Source organism: Bacillus sp. AY3-1 (assembly GCF_008368785.1).
GTDB classification, from domain to species: Bacteria; Bacillota; Bacilli; order Bacillales; family Bacillaceae_G; genus Bacillus_A; species Bacillus_A wiedmannii.
The window spans coordinates 114932-133020 of record NZ_QORZ01000021.1 but is presented as its reverse complement, the minus strand read 5'-3'; the positions used below and the strand labels follow the sequence as shown (position 1 = coordinate 133020).

Annotated in this window: 18 protein-coding genes, 1 pseudogene and 1 riboswitch; of the genes and pseudogenes, 12 read left to right on the top strand and 7 right to left on the bottom strand. The window is 36.1% G+C overall.

From position 1 onward, the window contains the following. Nucleotides 1-67: 67 nt before the first annotated feature. On the bottom strand, nucleotides 68-892 hold the full coding sequence (gene pdxK / locus DN389_RS22665) for a pyridoxine/pyridoxal/pyridoxamine kinase (protein ID WP_000174240.1): 825 nt from the start codon (nucleotides 890-892) through the stop codon (nucleotides 68-70). Nucleotides 893-1026: 134 nt separating this feature from the next. Between pdxK and DN389_RS22660 the strand changes: the two genes are divergently transcribed. The 3 genes from DN389_RS22660 (at nucleotide 1027) to DN389_RS22645 (ending at nucleotide 4083) form a co-directional block, all read left to right on the top strand. Then, nucleotides 1027-2598, top strand: coding sequence for a GAF domain-containing sensor histidine kinase (locus DN389_RS22660; RefSeq protein WP_046955478.1), 1572 nt, complete (start codon nucleotides 1027-1029; stop codon nucleotides 2596-2598). Nucleotides 2599-2618: 20 nt separating this feature from the next. Then, on the top strand, nucleotides 2619-3266 hold the full coding sequence (locus DN389_RS22655) for a response regulator (RefSeq protein ID WP_000695802.1): 648 nt from the start codon (nucleotides 2619-2621) through the stop codon (nucleotides 3264-3266). Nucleotides 3267-3456: 190 nt separating this feature from the next. After that, the gene (locus DN389_RS22645) at nucleotides 3457-4083 is read left to right on the top strand and encodes an FMN-dependent NADH-azoreductase (RefSeq protein ID WP_000246726.1); all 627 of its coding nucleotides are present in this window, start codon (nucleotides 3457-3459) and stop codon (nucleotides 4081-4083) included. 62 nt (nucleotides 4084-4145) lie between these two features. Here DN389_RS22645 and DN389_RS22640 read toward each other — a convergent pair whose 3' ends face one another. Continuing rightward, on the bottom strand, nucleotides 4146-4817 hold the full coding sequence (locus tag DN389_RS22640; protein WP_087981907.1) for a transcriptional regulator YeiL: 672 nt from the start codon (nucleotides 4815-4817) through the stop codon (nucleotides 4146-4148). 106 nt (nucleotides 4818-4923) lie between these two features. Between DN389_RS22640 and DN389_RS22635 the strand changes: the two genes are divergently transcribed. Next, nucleotides 4924-5619: a YjjG family noncanonical pyrimidine nucleotidase gene (locus tag DN389_RS22635; RefSeq protein WP_048542774.1), complete on the top strand. Its 696-nt coding sequence runs from the start codon at nucleotides 4924-4926 to the stop codon at nucleotides 5617-5619. Between the two features lie 40 nt (nucleotides 5620-5659). On the opposite strand, the gene DN389_RS22630 is transcribed toward DN389_RS22635, so the two are convergent. The 3 genes and pseudogenes from DN389_RS22630 to tnpA all read right to left on the bottom strand — a co-directional run. Continuing rightward, nucleotides 5660-6892, bottom strand: a complete 1233-nt coding sequence (locus DN389_RS22630) for a chloride channel protein (RefSeq protein WP_075311657.1) — start codon at nucleotides 6890-6892, stop codon at nucleotides 5660-5662. Between the two features lie 169 nt (nucleotides 6893-7061). Further along, nucleotides 7062-8150: an IS200/IS605 family element RNA-guided endonuclease TnpB gene (gene tnpB / locus DN389_RS22625; RefSeq protein ID WP_075311655.1), complete on the bottom strand. Its 1089-nt coding sequence runs from the start codon at nucleotides 8148-8150 to the stop codon at nucleotides 7062-7064. A gap of 3 nt (nucleotides 8151-8153) precedes the next feature. Beyond that, nucleotides 8154-8399, bottom strand: a pseudogene (tnpA, locus tag DN389_RS22620) (IS200/IS605 family transposase); the annotation flags it as partial. 281 nt (nucleotides 8400-8680) lie between these two features. After that, a riboswitch (SAM riboswitch) is annotated at nucleotides 8681-8785 on the top strand. Between the two features lie 92 nt (nucleotides 8786-8877). Between tnpA and DN389_RS22615 the strand changes: the two are divergent. From DN389_RS22615 to DN389_RS22605, 3 genes are all read left to right on the top strand, one after another. After that, entirely contained in the window at nucleotides 8878-10176 is a 1299-nt protein-coding gene (locus DN389_RS22615; RefSeq protein WP_149237642.1) for a bifunctional O-acetylhomoserine aminocarboxypropyltransferase/cysteine synthase, read from the top strand. Further along, nucleotides 10160-11065, top strand: a complete 906-nt coding sequence (metA, locus tag DN389_RS22610; protein ID WP_098189258.1) for a homoserine O-acetyltransferase MetA — start codon at nucleotides 10160-10162, stop codon at nucleotides 11063-11065. Before DN389_RS22615 ends, metA begins: the two co-directional genes overlap by 17 nt. A gap of 141 nt (nucleotides 11066-11206) precedes the next feature. Continuing rightward, on the top strand, nucleotides 11207-12502 hold the full coding sequence (locus DN389_RS22605) for a homoserine dehydrogenase (protein ID WP_098802365.1): 1296 nt from the start codon (nucleotides 11207-11209) through the stop codon (nucleotides 12500-12502). A 30-nt stretch (nucleotides 12503-12532) separates the two neighbouring features. Here DN389_RS22605 and DN389_RS22600 read toward each other — a convergent pair whose 3' ends face one another. Continuing rightward, the gene (locus DN389_RS22600) at nucleotides 12533-13159 is read right to left on the bottom strand and encodes a YczE/YyaS/YitT family protein (protein WP_060487941.1); all 627 of its coding nucleotides are present in this window, start codon (nucleotides 13157-13159) and stop codon (nucleotides 12533-12535) included. Between the two features lie 98 nt (nucleotides 13160-13257). Here DN389_RS22600 and DN389_RS22595 point away from each other — a divergent pair, with 98 nt between their 5' ends. Genes DN389_RS22595 through DN389_RS22575 form a run of 5 tightly spaced genes read left to right on the top strand, consistent with a single transcriptional unit; the run spans nucleotide 13258 to nucleotide 17723 of the window. Beyond that, nucleotides 13258-14235: a LacI family DNA-binding transcriptional regulator gene (locus DN389_RS22595; protein WP_149237641.1), complete on the top strand. Its 978-nt coding sequence runs from the start codon at nucleotides 13258-13260 to the stop codon at nucleotides 14233-14235. A gap of 10 nt (nucleotides 14236-14245) precedes the next feature. Continuing rightward, entirely contained in the window at nucleotides 14246-15127 is an 882-nt protein-coding gene (locus tag DN389_RS22590; protein ID WP_117584456.1) for an SGNH/GDSL hydrolase family protein, read from the top strand. Beyond that, on the top strand, nucleotides 15124-16041 hold the full coding sequence (locus DN389_RS22585; protein WP_097858892.1) for an ABC transporter ATP-binding protein: 918 nt from the start codon (nucleotides 15124-15126) through the stop codon (nucleotides 16039-16041). Before DN389_RS22590 ends, DN389_RS22585 begins: the two co-directional genes overlap by 4 nt. Beyond that, nucleotides 16034-17026 carry an ABC transporter permease gene (locus tag DN389_RS22580; RefSeq protein WP_097858893.1) on the top strand — a complete coding sequence of 331 codons (993 nt, stop codon included), beginning with the start codon at nucleotides 16034-16036 and terminating at the stop codon, nucleotides 17024-17026. The genes DN389_RS22585 and DN389_RS22580 overlap by 8 nt, the downstream gene beginning before the upstream one ends. Before the next feature lie 19 nt (nucleotides 17027-17045). Further along, entirely contained in the window at nucleotides 17046-17723 is a 678-nt protein-coding gene (locus tag DN389_RS22575; RefSeq protein ID WP_098189261.1) for a uracil-DNA glycosylase, read from the top strand. Between the two features lie 41 nt (nucleotides 17724-17764). Here DN389_RS22575 and DN389_RS22570 read toward each other — a convergent pair whose 3' ends face one another. Next, entirely contained in the window at nucleotides 17765-18058 is a 294-nt protein-coding gene (locus DN389_RS22570) for a DUF3817 domain-containing protein (RefSeq protein WP_000953389.1), read from the bottom strand. Nucleotides 18059-18089 lie beyond the last annotated feature (31 nt).

Sequence of the window (18089 nt, the reverse complement as noted above, 5' to 3'; positions counted from 1 at the left end):
ATGTAAAGCCCCATAAAAATACCCACAGAGGCAATGTAAGAACTCTGTGGGTATTTTTATTCATATGTTAGACAAGTTCTTTTGATACAACGAATTTACGATATGCACCGTGATGTGTTGGGCCCACGTATTCGTTAATTTTGAATGAATAGCGGATAGCCGCTGTGATAAATTCTTTAGCAGTTTTTACTGCTTCTTTTACGGATTTTCCTTTTGCAAGTTCTGCTGTGATAGCAGCAGAATATGTACAACCTGCGCCGTGTGTATTTGTCGTATCAATTTTTTCTGATTCTAGAAGATCGAATGTTTCTCCATCATATAGGACGTCGATTGCAGTTTCCGTACCAAGCTTACTTCCGCCTTTAATTAGGACATATTTCGCACCTAAAGCATGGATTTTCTTCGCTGCTTCTTTCATGTCCTCAAGAGAATTAATTTTCACACCGCTTAATTGGTAAGCTTCAAATAAGTTTGGCGTTACAACTAATGCTTTTGGCACAAGAACGTCACGTAAGCAGTCATTTGTTTCAGGATGTAATGCTTCATCAGCACCTTTACATACCATAACAGGGTCAACTACTACATTTTTGAAATTATGTTTTTCGATTGTTTCAGCAACCATTTCAATAATTTCTACTGATCCAAGCATACCTGTTTTTAAAGCATCTACTCCAACACCGTCAATTGTCGTTTCTAATTGTGGTTTTAATGTAGAAGCTGGGATTGGGAATACGTTATGTGCCCAACCGTTATGTGGATCCATCGTTACGATTGTCGTAAGAGATGTCATTCCGTATACACCAAGTTCTTGGAATGTTTTTAAATCTGCTTGTATACCAGCACCGCCACTTGTATCAGAACCAGCGATAGTAAGTGCTTTATTTAATGTCATTATGAAAGCCCCCTCAAGTGATATAATGAAAACTATGTTTTCACCATTATATCAATGTTACGAATAAGTACAAAGTGAAAAGTAGATGATTTATTTTAGGAGCTATTTAAAATTTTGCGTGTAGGAGACTGATTATGTTTCGAGATAATCGCACAAATGAATTAGTTATATTAAAAGAAATTGCAGAAACACTAAATACATCAAATGATACATACCATGTATTGCAAGCGGTGCTAGAAAAATTGCTTAGTGTAACAGGTTTAACGACAGGATGGATTTTTCTTGCGGATGAAAATGGGAAGTATACGAAGTTGATTGATTACCAGTTGCCAGAGGCACTTACATATGAAAATAAACGTCCGATGTGTGAAGGGGAATGTTGGTGTTTACGTGGCTTTGTGGATGGGAAATTGGAGAGAGCCGTTAATATTATTGAATGTAAAAGAATTAATAATGCAATTGAATATAATTGGGGAGATACAGAAGGCATTCTTCATCATGCTACGGTTCCTTTAAAGGCTGGAGGAGAAAAGTTTGGTGTGTTAAATGTGGCAAGTCCTGGTAAAACGCATTTTTCGGAAGAAGAATTAGTATTACTTCAATCGGTTGCTTTCCAAATTGGGACGGCCTTAAAGCGAACAAAATTATATGAAAATGAAAAGCGAAGAGCACATTATTATGTGAAATTGGAACGTTTTATTCAAGATTTAAAAACGATTCATAAATTTAATGTATTACCTGAAAAAGTGGTAAATCATATAGGTGAAGTATTTCAATGGAATCAAGTGGCTTTTTTTATTAGGGAAGAAAAGGAATTATCTTTGCGAGCGTCCTATAGTCAGGAAGAGTTACAAGAGGATGTAAAAGAAGCGGCAAAGAAGGCGTTAGAACAAGATGAGCCGGTGCTACTAAAACATCAAATTGGGCATAGTGTACATCTAAATAGAGCTGTTATTGCTACACCAATACATATTCAAAATCATATATTTGGTGTTTTATGTGTTAGTTTGAATAATGGAGAATTTGATGTTAACACAATAGATGTAATCCAAGCGCTATCGAATCATGTCTCGTTAATAATCGAGAATTTAAGATTAAATGAGCAGCGCCGTGAACTTGTACGAATGGAAGAAAGGAATCGGTTGGCAAGAGATTTACATGACTCAGTCTCACAAAAGCTATTTTCGTTAACCTTTATGACAAAAGGCGCTGAGGCAGTTTTAAAAGGTCAAAATGAAAAGGTAGATCAATCTTTGCATGAGATGCGTGAATTAGCACAAGGAGCTTTAAAAGAAATGAGGACATTAATTTGGCAGCTTCGTCCGGCAGGATTAGAGAAAGGGTTATTACCTGCTCTAAAGCAGTACGGTGAAAACTTAGGATTGAAGATTAGGGAGCAAGTTACTGGTGTTCGTGACTTACCTCGTGTAGTAGAAGAAGCACTGTGGCGCATTGGACAAGAGGCGCTAAACAATGTGAGTAAGCATGCAGGTGTAAAGGAAGCGACGATTTATTTTAAAGTAACTGAGAACAATGTATCATTAGAAATAGTGGATCAAGGTAATGGGTTTATAGAAAAGGACATAAAAGAGAAGAAGTCACTTGGCATGACAACGATGCGCGAAAGAGTAGAACTAATTGGTGGAACAATTAAAATTGTAAGTGAAAAAAAACGAACAAGTATAAAAATAAATGTACCATTATGATGTGAAAATGAGGGAAGTTTGTGAAAATAAAAGTATTATTAGTTGATGATCATACAGTCGTTTTAAAAGGATTAGCATTTTTCTTAAGTACACAGGAAGATTTAGAGTTAGTTGGAGAAGCAAATAACGGGAAAGAAGCATTAGTGAAAGTAGGAGAAACAAATCCTGATGTTGTACTAATGGATTTATATATGCCCGAAATGGATGGTGTCGAGGCGACAGCGTGTATCAAAAAAGAATATCCTGATGTGAAAGTAATTGTATTAACAAGCTTTTCTGATCAGGCGCATGTTTTACCAGCGTTAAGGGCGGGAGCAAGCGGGTATATTTTAAAAGATGTAGAACCAGATCAACTTGTTGAGGCAATTCGTAGTGCGTATAAAGGGAATATACAGTTACATCCAGATATAGCAAATACTCTTCTCTCTCAAACATTACCTGTGGAAGAAAAGGAAGAAGAACCTTCTATTCAAGTGGATGTGCTAACGGCGAGAGAAAATGAAGTGTTGCAGCTATTAGCGAAAGGGATGAGTAATAAAGAGATCGCTTCTGTTTTAGTTATTACAGAAAAAACGGTAAAAGCTCATGTAAGTAGTATTTTGAGTAAGTTGAATTTATCTGATCGCACGCAAGCAGCATTATATGCAGTGAAAAATGGAATTGTGTAAGACAAAAGTCGTAAGACCTAGTTCGCCTTTAGAAGGTGGACTTTTTTTATGGAAAAATACGTCTATGTGAGGACGAAATTGTCTTGATATAAAGATAAAATATGTTTGTAAGCAACAAAACAACAATTACAAGGGATACCTTTTTTGAAAGCATATAACAACAGAAGAGTGAGTACTAGGAGGAAAAACAATGGCAACAGTTTTATTTGTAAAAGCAAACAACCGCCCAGCGGAACAAGCAGTTAGTGTGAAATTATACGAGGCATTTTTAGCAAACTATAAAGAAGCACATCCAAATGATACAGTAGTAGAACTTGATTTATATAAAGAAGAATTACCATATGTAGGCGTAGATATGATTAATGGTACATTCAAAGCAGGTAAAGGATTTGATTTAACTGAAGAGGAAGCAAAAGCAGTAGCAGTTGCTGATAAGTATTTAAATCAATTTTTAGAAGCTGATAAAGTCGTTTTCGGTTTCCCATTATGGAACTTAACGATTCCAGCAGTGCTACACACATATATTGATTATTTAAACCGAGCTGGCAAAACGTTTAAATATACGCCAGAAGGTCCAGTTGGTCTAATTGGAGATAAGAAGATTGCATTATTAAACGCGCGCGGCGGCGTATATTCTGAAGGTCCAGCAGCTGAAGTAGAAATGGCTGTTAAATATGTAGCAAGCATGATGGGCTTCTTCGGTGCAACAAATATGGAAACAGTAGTTATTGAAGGACATAACCAATTCCCAGATAAAGCAGAAGAAATCATTACAGCTGGTCTTGAAGAAGCAGCTAAAGTGGCAAGTAAATTTTAATTGAAAATAGAATCGTCACTCGAAAAAAGTAGCATTAACAGGTAAACGTTAATGCTACTTTTTTATATTTTAAGTTCATCAGCCAGTTTTTCTAATTGAATTCGATCTTGTATGTAATAGGTTCTTCCGTCTTTTTTTAAGTAATTTTGCTGGCAAAACTGGTTTAATACGTATAAAAGATGGCGGTAGCTGACATTTAAGTATTCCGAAGCCTCGGTATGTTTTTCTGTATAACTGTTATTTTGTTCTGTTAATAGAATAAAAGCCGCTAATCGATTTTCGAACGGATAACTATTGTTTTTGGCGTAACTTTCTGTTCGGCTAATTGTTTTTTCGCCGATAAATTTACATAGTTTCTGTAGAAAGGTAGCATCTTGCAATAAAAGATGCTGACAATCTTTAAGAGGGAGCGCTAAGCACATACAATCTTCAATCACTTCCACCGTTTTCGTAACGGATTCAACGCCAATTAACCCTAATTCTCCAATGAACGAAGGTGCTTGAATAAAGTTAATTAAGGAGACCTTCCCGTTTTTGTGACTCATATATATTTTCGCTTTTCCGGAAATTAAGTAATAAAGATAAGGAACATCAACGCCTTCATTACATATCCTTTCTCTCTTTTGAAAGGAATGTAGTTCAGCATACGGTAAGACATTAAAAGAAAAAAGAGTATGGACGTTGTAAGTTTGCATGTAATGAGAGATTTCTTCGCTATTTTTGCTGACTTTCATATTTTCACCTCATGTTTAGTATGAGATATCTCCTATTATGTTTACAAGAAGGAATGATACGATTTACGTAAATTTGTTTTTGTAGAAAAGAGAGTGTGAAGGGCTTATGAAAAAATATAAAACATTGCTATTTGATGTAGATGATACATTGTTAGATTTTCAGAAGGCGGAGAAAATGGCGTTACGTATGCTGTTTGAAGAGAAAGGGATTCCTCTAACTAGCGAGGTTGAAGGGCACTATAAAAAAATTAATAAAAGTCTTTGGGATGCTTTTGAGGAAGGTGAAATGAACCGTGATGAAGTTGTAAATACGCGGTTTTCAATTTTGTTTAAAGAGTACGGGGAAGAAGTAGATGGAGTATTATTCGAAAATAATTATCGTAGCTACTTAGAAGAAGGAGACCAACTTATGCAAGGTGCGTTTGAATTTATAAGTCAAATTCAAAGTGAGTACGATTTATATATAGTGACAAACGGTATTTCTAAGACGCAAGATAAACGTTTACGTAATGCAGGATTACATGCCTTGTTTAAAGATATTTTCGTTTCTGAAGATACGGGATTCCAAAAGCCGATGAAAGAGTATTTTGATTATGTTTTTGAACGAATTCCTAATTTTTCCCCTGAAGAAGGGCTCATTATTGGGGATTCGTTAAGTGCTGATATGAAAGGTGGATATGTAGCGGGAATTGATACTTGTTGGTTTAATCCAGAAAAGAAATCAAATAATAGCGAGATTGTGCCAACATATGAAGTACAAAATTTTGAAGAGTTATACGCGTTATTGAAGCAACGTGTGTAATAAAAATAGGCAGTGGAACTTTTGTCCCTACTGCCTATTTTTATTCGTTTGTAGCTTCGTTATTTTTAGGAAGTGGAAATGCATTACCAATCGCTGCCGCTCCAAGCATCGGTAATAGTAAATTGAGCGGGAAAAACATGAGTAATAGTAATGTTATAGCAATTGGTTTTCTTAATGCATAGCTTGAAATTGCTGTCGTGACGATGGCTACCGAAGCGATTGGATCTATCGGGATAATGGAAGCTATAGCATATCCGATACTAGATCCAGCAAATATAATTGGGAAAATATGTCCACCGCGCCAGCCTGTATTTAAACAAACGGCAGTAATACATAATTTTAAAACACCTGAAAGAAGTAATACCCAGAAGGACAAGTGACTCCATTCAACGACTAAATCTTTTAATTGGTGTTCTCCTGAGAATAACGTGTACGGGAGAAAAGTTCCTGTAATTCCTAATAAAATACCACCGATAATACCAAGTGATAGTTTGTATTCCCTGAAGGGATGGATTAATTTCTCTAATGTGAATTCAAATTTGAAATAAAAGAAACCAACTATAGCACCAATACTAGCAAGTGGTAGAAAGGCGATCCATTCATTAAGAGAAAGGGAACCTTCCCCAAAATCAACGATAAAGGATCCGCGATTATCGAATTTACTAAGTAATAAATAAACGGAAAAGCCAGCGAAAGTGGTAGCTAAATATACAATTGCTTTTTTTCCTTTAGAAAATTCGTTAATTTGCTCACCCTCATTTTCATTTGGAGCTAAATAACCGAATAATGGCGCGTTAAAAATTACACTTAAAGTAGCGCCAATTCCAACCTCTGTTAGTTCATTCATTCCTTTTAAGGCAAATGTAAAGCGATCCCCTACCCATGTACAAAGTCCACCGATAATTCCAACAAGTGCTGCTTCGGGACCTAAGCTAGCTCCAAATATTAAAACGATAATCGCAGTTAAAGTAGCTTTATGTACAAAACGGTATTCAATTCTACCTGTTTTTTTATATTCACCCATCACTTCCGGCATAAGACGTGGATATGTGCCGAAGTATTTTTGGGTTAAACCAACGAGAATACCACCGATAGTTGTTACACAAATAGTGTAATACGGGGGAGAAGAGAAAATAGTAGGTAAGTATCCCCAAATAAAGTGAATGCCGATATTTATTGTAACTAAAAATAGCCAGACTGTTGCTCCTACTATAGAGCCTAAAAGAATGCCGTATAGGACGAGTATATAGTGCATGTCCTTTGTGTTTGTCATGTTATACCTCCGTTATGTAAGTTCTAATGTCGAAAGGAGTGAACTACTCACCACTTAACGTCCTTACGGACTGTTTGAAGTGGGAGCTTCTTGGGAAGTAGATACTTTTATTAGCTATCTATATTTACCAAGCTATAAGGGTAGTACCTACCCCTAAAGAAAATACCAATTACATGGCTAATTTTAGTAAGTTTATACTTGCGTTTACATCTCTATCATGATGGCTATTGCATTCAGGGCAAGTCCACTCTCTAAGGCTTAGATTCTTGACTTCCTTATTTTTATAACCACAGCAAGAACACAATTGGCTACTCGCATAATTCTTAGGTGCGATTATCAAATCGCGACCTTTCCATATTGCTTTATAGTCAAGATGCTCTCTGAATTTAGCCCAAGATACTTCACTGATTGCTTTTGCTAATTTGTGATTTTTTTGCATGTTCTTCACTTTCAAGTTCTCAATCACAATTACTTGGTTTTCGTTTGTGATTTCATTGCTTATCTTGTGAAGAAAATCATTGCGTTGATTCGCAATCTTCTCATGAAGTCTTGCAACTTGTAACCTGGCCTTGTTTCTATTGTTTGAACCTTTCTTTTTACGCGACAAAGAGCGCTGCAGAAGAGCTAATCTTCTTTCCGCTTTTCTCAACCATTTAGGGTTCTCATATTTCTTGCCATTAGACAATATTGCAAAGTCTTTTAGCCCAACATCAATACCAACTTTTGTATCAACTTTAGGAAACAATTGCTCATTTTCTTCTACTAAAATCGATACAAAGTATTTACCAGTAGGTGTTTGAGACACTGTAGTAGACTTAATTAATCCAAAGAATTGCCTGTGCTGTTTAATCTTTACCAAGGTCTTTAGTTTTGGCAGCTTAATATAACCACTCTCAATGTAAACCGTGCCTTTTTGGTTATTTGTTGTATAACTACGATGGTTATCCTTTTTACTTTTGAATTTCGGGAATCCAACAGATTTATCACGAAAAAAGTTAGCGTATGCTTTATTCAAATTCATTTGAGCATTCGCCAACGCAAGACTATCAACTTCCTTTAGGAATGGAAATTCAGCCTTATATTGTGCAGGCGTGGGATATTTAACAGATTTATCAAGTTTATCCTGTGATTCTTGATAAGATTTGATTCTCTCTGCAAGCATCTTGTTGTATACAAATCGAACACATCCAAATGTTTTTGAGAAAAACATTTGTTGTTCTTTATTTGGATAGATACGATATTTGTATGATTTTAACATTGCCTATACCTCACTTTTCCCTTGATTTTCAATATATTTCTTTACTACATCTATCGGCGAACCACCCGTAGTAATCAAGCAAAAGCTTCTTGACCAAAACATTTCTTTCGAAAGTTTCTTTCTCACATGGGGAAAGTCTCTCTTGATTAGTCGAGAACTTGCACTTTTATAAGCATTAATGAACTTTGTCATTTCTGTATTCGGATGTGCCTTGAATAAGATATGTACATGGTCTACATCATGATTCCATTAAATATGCTCCTGTGAAATGAAATGAATATATATAGTATTTTTTTGAGAGGTTGGCTTATTAAATATATTGAGGTATCGTGAGAATTTGAAATGTATACAGTTAAACTACTTACTTAATTTTATATAGTAATCGAGGGTTTTAAAAGGTCTTTTTCAAATGAATATGGAATATATTTCTTTTGTTATGTATGTCAAATTCTTCGTGTTTAATTTAGAACATTCAGAAAAACTGATTGACATTAGGAAATTATTGCTATAAAATCAACGGTAATTGCATAGTCTTATCAAGAAAAGGTGGAGGGACAGGCCCGATGAAACCTTGGCAACAGCCGTATAACGGAATTGTGCCAAATCCTGCAGGTAATAATCCTGAAAGATAAGAAAGAGCCTTTAGAGCGTGTTTTCAAACTGCTCCTTTCTTGTTTTCAGGAAAGGAGCAGTTTTTTATTTTGTATAAAAGAAAGGAGAATGAGAGATGGGAGAATCATGGGGAAAAGGAACAATTTGTGTGCAAGGTGGCTATACACCAAAGAATGGTGAACCGCGTGTTTTGCCACTTTATCAAAGTACAACGTATAAATACGATACTTCAGATGATTTAGCAGCGCTATTTAATTTAGAGGCAGAAGGATATATATATACGCGTATTGGAAATCCTACTTTAGCTGCATTTGAGCAAAAGTTAGCGGATTTAGAGGGTGGTGTAGGAGCTGTTGCAACGGCTTCTGGGCAGGCTGCTATTATGCTTGCTGTTTTAAATATTTGTAGTAGCGGAGACCACTTGCTTTGTTCTTCCACAGTTTATGGCGGAACGTTTAATTTATTTGGAGTAAGTTTGCGTAAGCTTGGTATTGACGTTACGTTCTTTAATCCGAATTTAAGTGCTGATGAAATTGTGGCCCTTGCTAATGATAAGACGAAACTTGTTTATGCAGAGTCGTTAGGAAATCCAGCGATGAACGTTTTAAATTTCAAAGAATTTTCAGATGCAGCGAAAGAGTTAGAAGTACCTTTTATCGTGGATAATACATTAGCAACTCCTTATTTATGCCAAGCATTTGAGCACGGAGCAAATATTATCGTTCATTCTACGACGAAATATATTGATGGTCATGCAAGCTCTTTAGGCGGCATTGTCATTGACGGAGGGAACTTTGATTGGACAAATGGGAAATATCCTGAACTTGTTGAACCGGATCCAAGTTATCACGGCGTAAGTTACGTTCAAAATTTTGGTGCAGCAGCGTATATTGTGAAGGCACGTGTTCAATTATTAAGAGACTATGGAAACTGTATGAGCCCATTCAATGCGTATATTAGCAATATCGGCTTAGAAACGCTACATTTAAGAATGGAGCGTCATAGTGAAAATGCTCTCGCAGTTGCTAAGTGGCTTGCTAACCATGAACGTATTGAATGGGTGAATTATCCGGGATTAGATAGCAATGAAAATTACTCGTTAGCACAAACGTATTTGAAAAAAGGTGCTAGTGGTGTTTTAACATTCGGCATTAAGGGCGGATTAGAAGCAGCGAAAGAATTTATCGCAAATGTAAAACTAGCAACTCTCGTAACGCATGTAGCGGATGCACGAACTTGTGTTATACATCCTGCTAGCACAACGCATAGACAATTAAATGCTGAAGATCAGCGTCTAGCTGGCGTTACATCAGATTTAATTCGTTTATCGGTTGGTATAGAAGATGTTTCTGATATTATTGCAGATTTAGAAGCAGCGCTAGTCGGAGGCAAAGAACATGCCGATCATAATTGATAGAGATTTACCAGCTCGCAAAGTGTTGCAGAAGGAAAATATTTTTGTAATGACGAAGGAGCGAGCAGAAACACAAGATATCCGGGCATTGAAAATTGCTATCTTAAATTTAATGCCTACAAAGCAAGAAACAGAAGCGCAATTACTTCGTTTAATTGGCAACACACCGCTGCAATTAGATGTTCACTTACTTCATATGGAATCACATTTGTCTCGCAATGTAGCGCAGGACCATTTAACGAGTTTCTATAAAACATTTCGTGATATTGAGAATGAGAAATTTGATGGACTTATTATTACAGGAGCACCAGTTGAAACTCTTTCTTTTGAAGAGGTAGATTATTGGGAAGAGCTTAAATGTATTATGGAGTATTCAAAAAAGAATGTAACATCTACGCTTCATATTTGCTGGGGGGCACAGGCTGGCTTGTATCATCATTATGGTGTTCCAAAGTATCCTCTTAAGGAAAAAATGTTCGGTGTATTTGAACATGAAGTTCGTGAGCAACATGTGAAATTGTTACAAGGGTTTGATGAATTGTTTTTTGCCCCGCATTCTCGTCATACAGAAGTACGAGAGCGTGATATTAGAGAGGTGACAGACTTAACATTATTAGCAAATTCTGAGGAAGCGGGTGTTCACCTTGTCATTGGGCAAGAAGGAAGGCAAGTGTTTGCGCTCGGGCATAGTGAATATAGTTGTGATACGTTAAAGCAAGAATACGAACGGGACCGCCAAAAAGGGTTAAATATTGATGTGCCGAAAAATTATTTTAAGCATAATAATCCAGATGAGAAACCACTTGTAAGGTGGAGAAGCCATGGGAATCTATTATTCTCTAATTGGCTGAATTATTACGTGTATCAAGAAACCCCTTATGTATTATAAAAAAAGATTGTGTAACACGTGGTAACGTTTTCTTTGTAAAGATTAACTTATATTTTTCCGAATGTTCAAAAAACATTGTTTTTCAGATTTTTCACTCATATAATTTCATCTAAACACAATTTTTGAGGGGTGGACAGTATTATGAAAGAAATTCAAGTTGGTTTATTAGGTCTTGGGACAGTTGGTAGCGGTGTAGTTCGTATTATTACAGATCATCAAGAGCGACTTATCCACCAAGTAGGTTGTCCTGTAAAAGTAACGAAAGTACTAGTACAAAATATTGAAAAAGAGAGAGAAGTAGAGGTACCTTCTACTCTATTAACACAAGATGTAAATGAAATTTTAGATAATCCAAATATTGACGTTGTCATCGAAGTGATGGGTGGCATCGATGATGCAAAAGCATATATTTTGCAAGCCTTACAGAGCGGGAAGCATGTTGTGACTGCCAATAAAGATTTAATGGCGTTACACGGGGCGGAACTCTTAGCGGTAGCAAAAGATAATAAAGCAGATTTATTTTATGAAGCAAGTGTAGCTGGAGGGATTCCGATTTTACGAAGTATCGTAGAAGGACTTTCTTCAGATCTTATTACGAAAGTAATGGGAATTGTAAATGGAACGACAAATTTTATTTTGACGAAAATGTCAGATGAAGGGAGAGCATACAACGACGTGTTAAAAGAAGCCCAACAACTTGGATTTGCAGAAGCAGATCCAACATCAGATGTGGAAGGTTTAGATGCAGCGAGAAAAATGACGATTTTGGCTACCCTTGGTTTTTCTACAAATGTAGAGCTTGGAGATGTGAAGGTAAAAGGGATTACTTCTATTACAGAAGAAGATATTGAATACAGTAAGAGTTTAGGATACACGATTAAATTAATCGGTCTTGCGAAGCGAGATGGTGAAAAATTAGAGGTGACAGTTGAACCGACACTACTTCCAAATACACATCCTCTTGCGGCCGTGCAAAACGAATATAACGCTGTATATGTGTATGGTGAAGCGGTCGGAGAAACGATGTTTTATGGGCCAGGTGCAGGAAGTTTACCGACAGCAACAGCTGTTGTTTCAGATTTAGTAGCTGTAATGCAAAATATTCGATTAGGTGTAAACGGAAATAGTGCGGTATCCCCGCAGTATAAAAAAGTATTAAAAGAACCAGACGAAATTGTTGTGAAGAAATTTTTAAGACTTCATGTAAAAGATGAAATTGGTGTATTTGCAAAAATTACTGCATTGTTCTCTGAGCGTGGCGTTAGCTTTGAAAAGATTATTCAAATGCCGCTTGAAGAGAAAGGGAAGGCTGAAATTGTAATTGTGACGCATCGTGCGTCTCTCGCTGATTATGATTATATTCTACATACGTTGCAAGGGTATGAAGAAATAGATTGTTTGAAAGCAAACTATCGAATTGAAGGAGATGCTAAGTAGTATCTCTTCTCATAAAACAGAAAGAGCCTGTTAAGCAGCTTGCTTAATAGGCTCTTTTCTATTTAAAATCTTCGTACCAATTTGAATAAATGCTTGGATAATCCAGCCTGTTGTAAAGGATAAGATGATTGTTCCAAAATAGATAGGTCCATCTAATAGGAAGCTTAATGTTAAAAATAAAAACGCTAACGAAATTTCTGTTCTTCTAAATGTCCATTTCTTTTTCTCAGAAACGGTTAAAACGAAAGCTTCTTGAGGTGCTGCGCAAAGGTTTGTAGAGACGTAAAGACCAATTCCAGCTCCAACGAATAGATTTCCGCAAATAAGTGTTATATATTTTGGAAGAGAACGGATAGCGTCCATAATAGTTGGCATGGAACCAATCCAATCAACAAAAAGAGAAATAAGAGCCATCGTTACAATTGTACCGATCGTAATTTGTTTTTTATTCCAAAAGAGTACGATAAGGGTAAAAGCAAAGTTAATTATGAAAATCCAAAAACCGATACTTATCCCAAAATTTTGATATAGTGCAATAAAGAAGGAATCATAAGGGCTAAGTCCAAAGGAAGTAATTGTCGTCATCATATTAATACCGATGGCGAGAGTGAGTAGACCGCCAATGAAAAATATATATTCTAATTTGAATCGAAGCATAGTTGTATATCCTTTCAAAATATATTTGCTAGGAAAGGATATATTGTGGAAAGCTTACCAGGTCAAGGGAGAATTTTTGCAGAGAAGGGGAAAATGAGATGACGAATATAAGGAAGATTGCTGAACTTGCTGGAGTATCTGTTTCAACTGTTTCACGTGTACTGAATAATCATCCATATGTGAATGAACAGAAACGAAAAGAAATTTTAGCAATTATAGAAGAATTAAATTATACGCAAAATGTGAATGCAATTCATTTAGTGAAAGGAAAAACGAATGTCATTGGTGTTTTATTACCGCACGTAAATGATCAATATTATAGCGCTATTATCGAGGGAATATCAAAGGAAACAGCAAAGAATAACTATAATATGATGCTTTGTCAGACGAATTATAGTGAGGAAAGAGAATTAGAAATTTTGAATATGTTAAAAATGAAAAAGCTTGATGGGGTTATTATATGTTCCCGAGCAAATAGTAAGGAAAAGCTTGAAGAATATACGAAATTTGGTCCAATTGTTATGTGTGAAGAAATAGACTCGAATTTCATTTCGAGTGTGCATATTGATTACTATAAAGTCTTTTCGCGCGGGATGAAGAGCTTAATAGATGCCGGCCATACAAGTATTGGGTATTGCATTGGAAGAAGTAATAGCATTAATAGTCAGCGAAGAAAACAAGCGTATGAGGATTCGCTTCAACAGATTGCTGTAACACCGATGGAGGCCTGGAAGTTTAAAGGCTGTTTTACAGTGGAAGATGGGCGTAATGTGATTAGGGAATGGGTCCATATGTCAGTAAAACCAACCGCGTTTCTTGTATCTTGCAACCATATTGCGGCGGGAATGGTAACGGAAGCGAAAAAACAAGGAATTCGTATTCCGGAAGATATTACGATTATCGGTTGTGATGATCAAGATGTGGCGGACACTTTAGGTATTACGACGATTTCGTATTGTAGTAAAAATGTTGGTGTGAAGGCATTTGAATTGTTATATGACAAGATTAATGATGAGAAAATCGATATAAAGCATGTAGAGCTATTGCCAGAATTAGTACATAGGGAAACAACATAATAGATAAGGTGTGAAAATCGCTTTTCAAAATTGCGTTTGGTATAATTATGGACAATCTATGAGGGCTAAAAGGGGTTTTGATATGAGATCAAAAGTAGTAAAAGTAATTCTACTCATTACAATTGCATCTTTCTGTTTATTTGCATATGGCTTTGTTTCAGGTGTAAATGATGTGTTAAATCCGAAAGCTTCAAATTTAATTAAAAAGACCGATGTAGTGGCAAAAGAGAAAAAGAAAACGGGAACGTTAAAAATCGTTAGTTTAGGTGATTCATTAACACGCGGTGTTGGTGATAAAGAAGGAATTGGCTATATTGGAAGGGTGAAAGAAGATTTACAAAAAGATTATAAGCAAAAGGTTGCTTTAACGAACTTAGCTGTTAGTGGTGCGAAAATGCCTGACTTATTAAAACAAATGGAGAGTAGTGGTGCTCAATATTCAATTAAGCAAGCAGATGTAATCGTTTTAACGATTGGAGGGAATGATTTATTTCCAGGTTGGGAATCGCTTGGAAAGGTAGATTTAGAAACATACCGTCCTGATACAGAAACATTCCAGAATGAAGCAAAGAAAATTATAGAAGAAATTCGTAAGTTAAATACAGATAGTCCTATTTTTTGGCTAGGTTTATATAATCCTTTTGAAGATGTAGAAGATTTAAAAGGTTCTTCAAACATTGTTGTAGACTGGAATGCATCTTTAGAAAAATTAGCGTTAAATGATAAAAATGTATATATTACACCGACATTTGATTTATTCCAAAACCGCGGGAAAGATTTATTATACTCCGATCATTTCCATCCGAATGAAGTAGGGTATACATATATGGCGGACCGATTAGTTCAAAATGTTGCGAGTAAATTAAAACTAGAACAAGGAGGGGTAAAATGACGACGATACTTTCCGTACGAGACGTGAAGAAGGTAATTGGAAAGAAGACAATTGTAGAGAATATTTCCTTCGATGTAAAACAAGGAGAAGTGTTTGGCTTCCTAGGACCGAATGGTGCCGGAAAAACAACTACTATTCGAATGTTAGTTGGATTGATTAAAGAAACAGAAGGTACGATTTCTATCGGTGGTTATTCTATTAAGGAAAATTTCAGAGAAGCGATGCGTCAAATTGGGAGTATCGTTGAAAACCCAGAACTGTATACATATTTAACGGGATGGGAAAATTTAAAACAATTTGCCCGTATGCTAGGTGATATATCAGATGAACGTATTATTGAAATTGCTCAAATGGTTCATTTAGATGAAAGAATTCACGATAAGGTAAAAACATACTCACTCGGTATGAAACAGCGCCTTGGCATTGCGCAAGCGCTTCTTGGAAATCCAAAATTGCTCATATTAGATGAGCCAACAAATGGTTTAGACCCAGCTGGAATTAGAGAACTTAGGGAATTTATACATAAGCTTGTGAAAGAAGAAAACATGAGTGTGTTTATTTCAAGTCACTTGCTAAGCGAAGTACAAATGATATGTGACCGTGTGGCGATTATTCATAAAGGAAAAATGATAACAGTTGCCAAGGTTGAAGAGTTAATTAAAACAGCAAGTGATCGTGTAGAATGGATTGTTACACCGATTTCTAAGGCGAAAAATATGCTAGAAGATGCTGAAGAAGTAAGAGAAGTGAGTATAGAAGGCGATCGATTACTATGCCGCATGGATATTGCATCTATAAGCAGTTGGAATAAACATTTTGTTCAAAATGGGATAGATGTGCATAGCGTTAAGGAGCTCGTATTTACGCTAGAAGATTTATTTATTGAACTCACAAGGGGTGAGCAACATGCGTGAATTTGCGAATCTAGTTTTAAACGAATCAGAAAAGGTTTATCGTAAGAAACGGATTGTTGTTGTCATGCTTATTTTAGCAATCTTGATTCCGCTTTTCGTGTATGCGCAGTACCGTGAAGTAGAAACGACACAAAAAAGGCTCGGTACAACGGATTGGAAAGTGTCATTACAACAACAAATTGTTGATTCTCAAAATCGCTTGAACAACTCTAGATTACCAGAAGAATGGCGTGATTGGTTAAAGGTAAGAGTGGAGCAACAACAATATTATTTAGATCATGATATTAACCCGATGGCACCGGGCGCACCTACTTTTGTAAGGGCGTTTATTGAGCAAGGAATTACATTGTTTATTCCGCTTCTCGTAATGATTGTCGCTATTGATATTGTTTCAGGAGAACGAAGTGATGGAACGATGAAGATGTTACTTACACGGCCGATCCGGCGCTGGAAAATACTCCTTAGTAAGTACGTGACGATGTTATTTTTCATTTCACTCATACTGCTTCTTGTCGGTTTGTTTGCTTACGTATTATCGGGGCTTGTATTTGGATACTCAGGATGGAATTTACCCGTTTTAACTGGGTTTGTTATCGATAAGGAAATGTTAAATACGAATTTTGTACATCTTATTCCGCAGTGGCAATATATCTTGATGGCGTACGGATTAGCTTGGTTTGTTGCTATCGTTGTCGGAACTATATCATTTATGGTTTCTGTTTTAATTCGAAATACACCAGCTGGTATGGGCATTATGCTAGCCGCATTAATCGCAGGTGGTATTTTAAGCTCATTCGCAACATCTTGGGAAGGTGCGAAATATATTTTTAGTGTGAATTTATCATTAACGGATTATTTATCAGGGAAACTACCTGCATTACAAGGTTTATCCATGGGATTTTCTTTAATGAATTTAACTGTTTGGGGAGTTGTATCTCTTATTATTTCATTTGTAGTATTTACAAAGCAGGATATGGTGAATTAATTGAACAGGAAGTGAAAGTATGGAAAATGTTTTAAAAAATGATTGGGGACCATTATTGGCACCAGAATTTGAGAAAGAATATTATCGCAAGTTGGCTGGTTTTTTGAAAGAAGAGTATAGTACACATGTTGTTTATCCGAAGGTAGAAGATATTTTTAACGCTCTTCAGTATACAAGTTATGAAAATACAAAGGTTGTTATTTTAGGACAAGATCCATATCATGGACCGAATCAAGCGCATGGTTTAAGTTTTTCTGTACAACCTGGTGTTAAAACACCACCATCATTGTTAAATATGTATAAAGAACTTCGAGAGGAATATGGTTATGAAATTCCGAATAACGGTTATTTAGTAAAGTGGGCAGAGCAAGGAGTATTACTACTAAATACAGTATTAACAGTTCGTCAAAGTGAAGCAAATTCTCATAAGGGAAAAGGATGGGAACACTTCACAGATCGTGTGATTGAACTGTTGAATGAACGTGAAAAGCCAGTTATTTTCATATTGTGGGGGCGCCATGCGCAGGCGAAGAAGAAGTTAATTACGAATCCGAATCATCATATTATCGAATCTGTACACCCAAGCCCATTATCGGCAAGACGTGGTTTCTTTGGTAGTAGGCCATACTCTAAAGTAAATACGATTTTAGCTAATATGGGCGAAAGAGAAATTGATTGGGAAATTCCAAATTTGTAAATAAAAAAGGTAGTTAACAGTCGTTAACTACCTTTTTGTTATTATTGTTGCTCGTTCTTTAATTTTGCATCTAGTACAAAAGTACCGAATGGGATAACTGATGAAACAAATGCCCCAAGTGCCCATGCAATTGATTTGCGGTGTACGATTGTTACTTGAATTACCGCAAAGATAAATAGAATAAATAAAACACCATGAGCCATACCTGTAATTTTAACGGCTGTTGCAAATCCTGCAAAATATTTTAATGGCATTGCTACAAATAATAGTAATAGGAAAGAAATCCCCTCAATTAAGCCGATTGCTCTTAATCGTCCGATTGGTGTAGATAACATAAAGTAGCCTCCTTTAACGTATGCTTGTTTA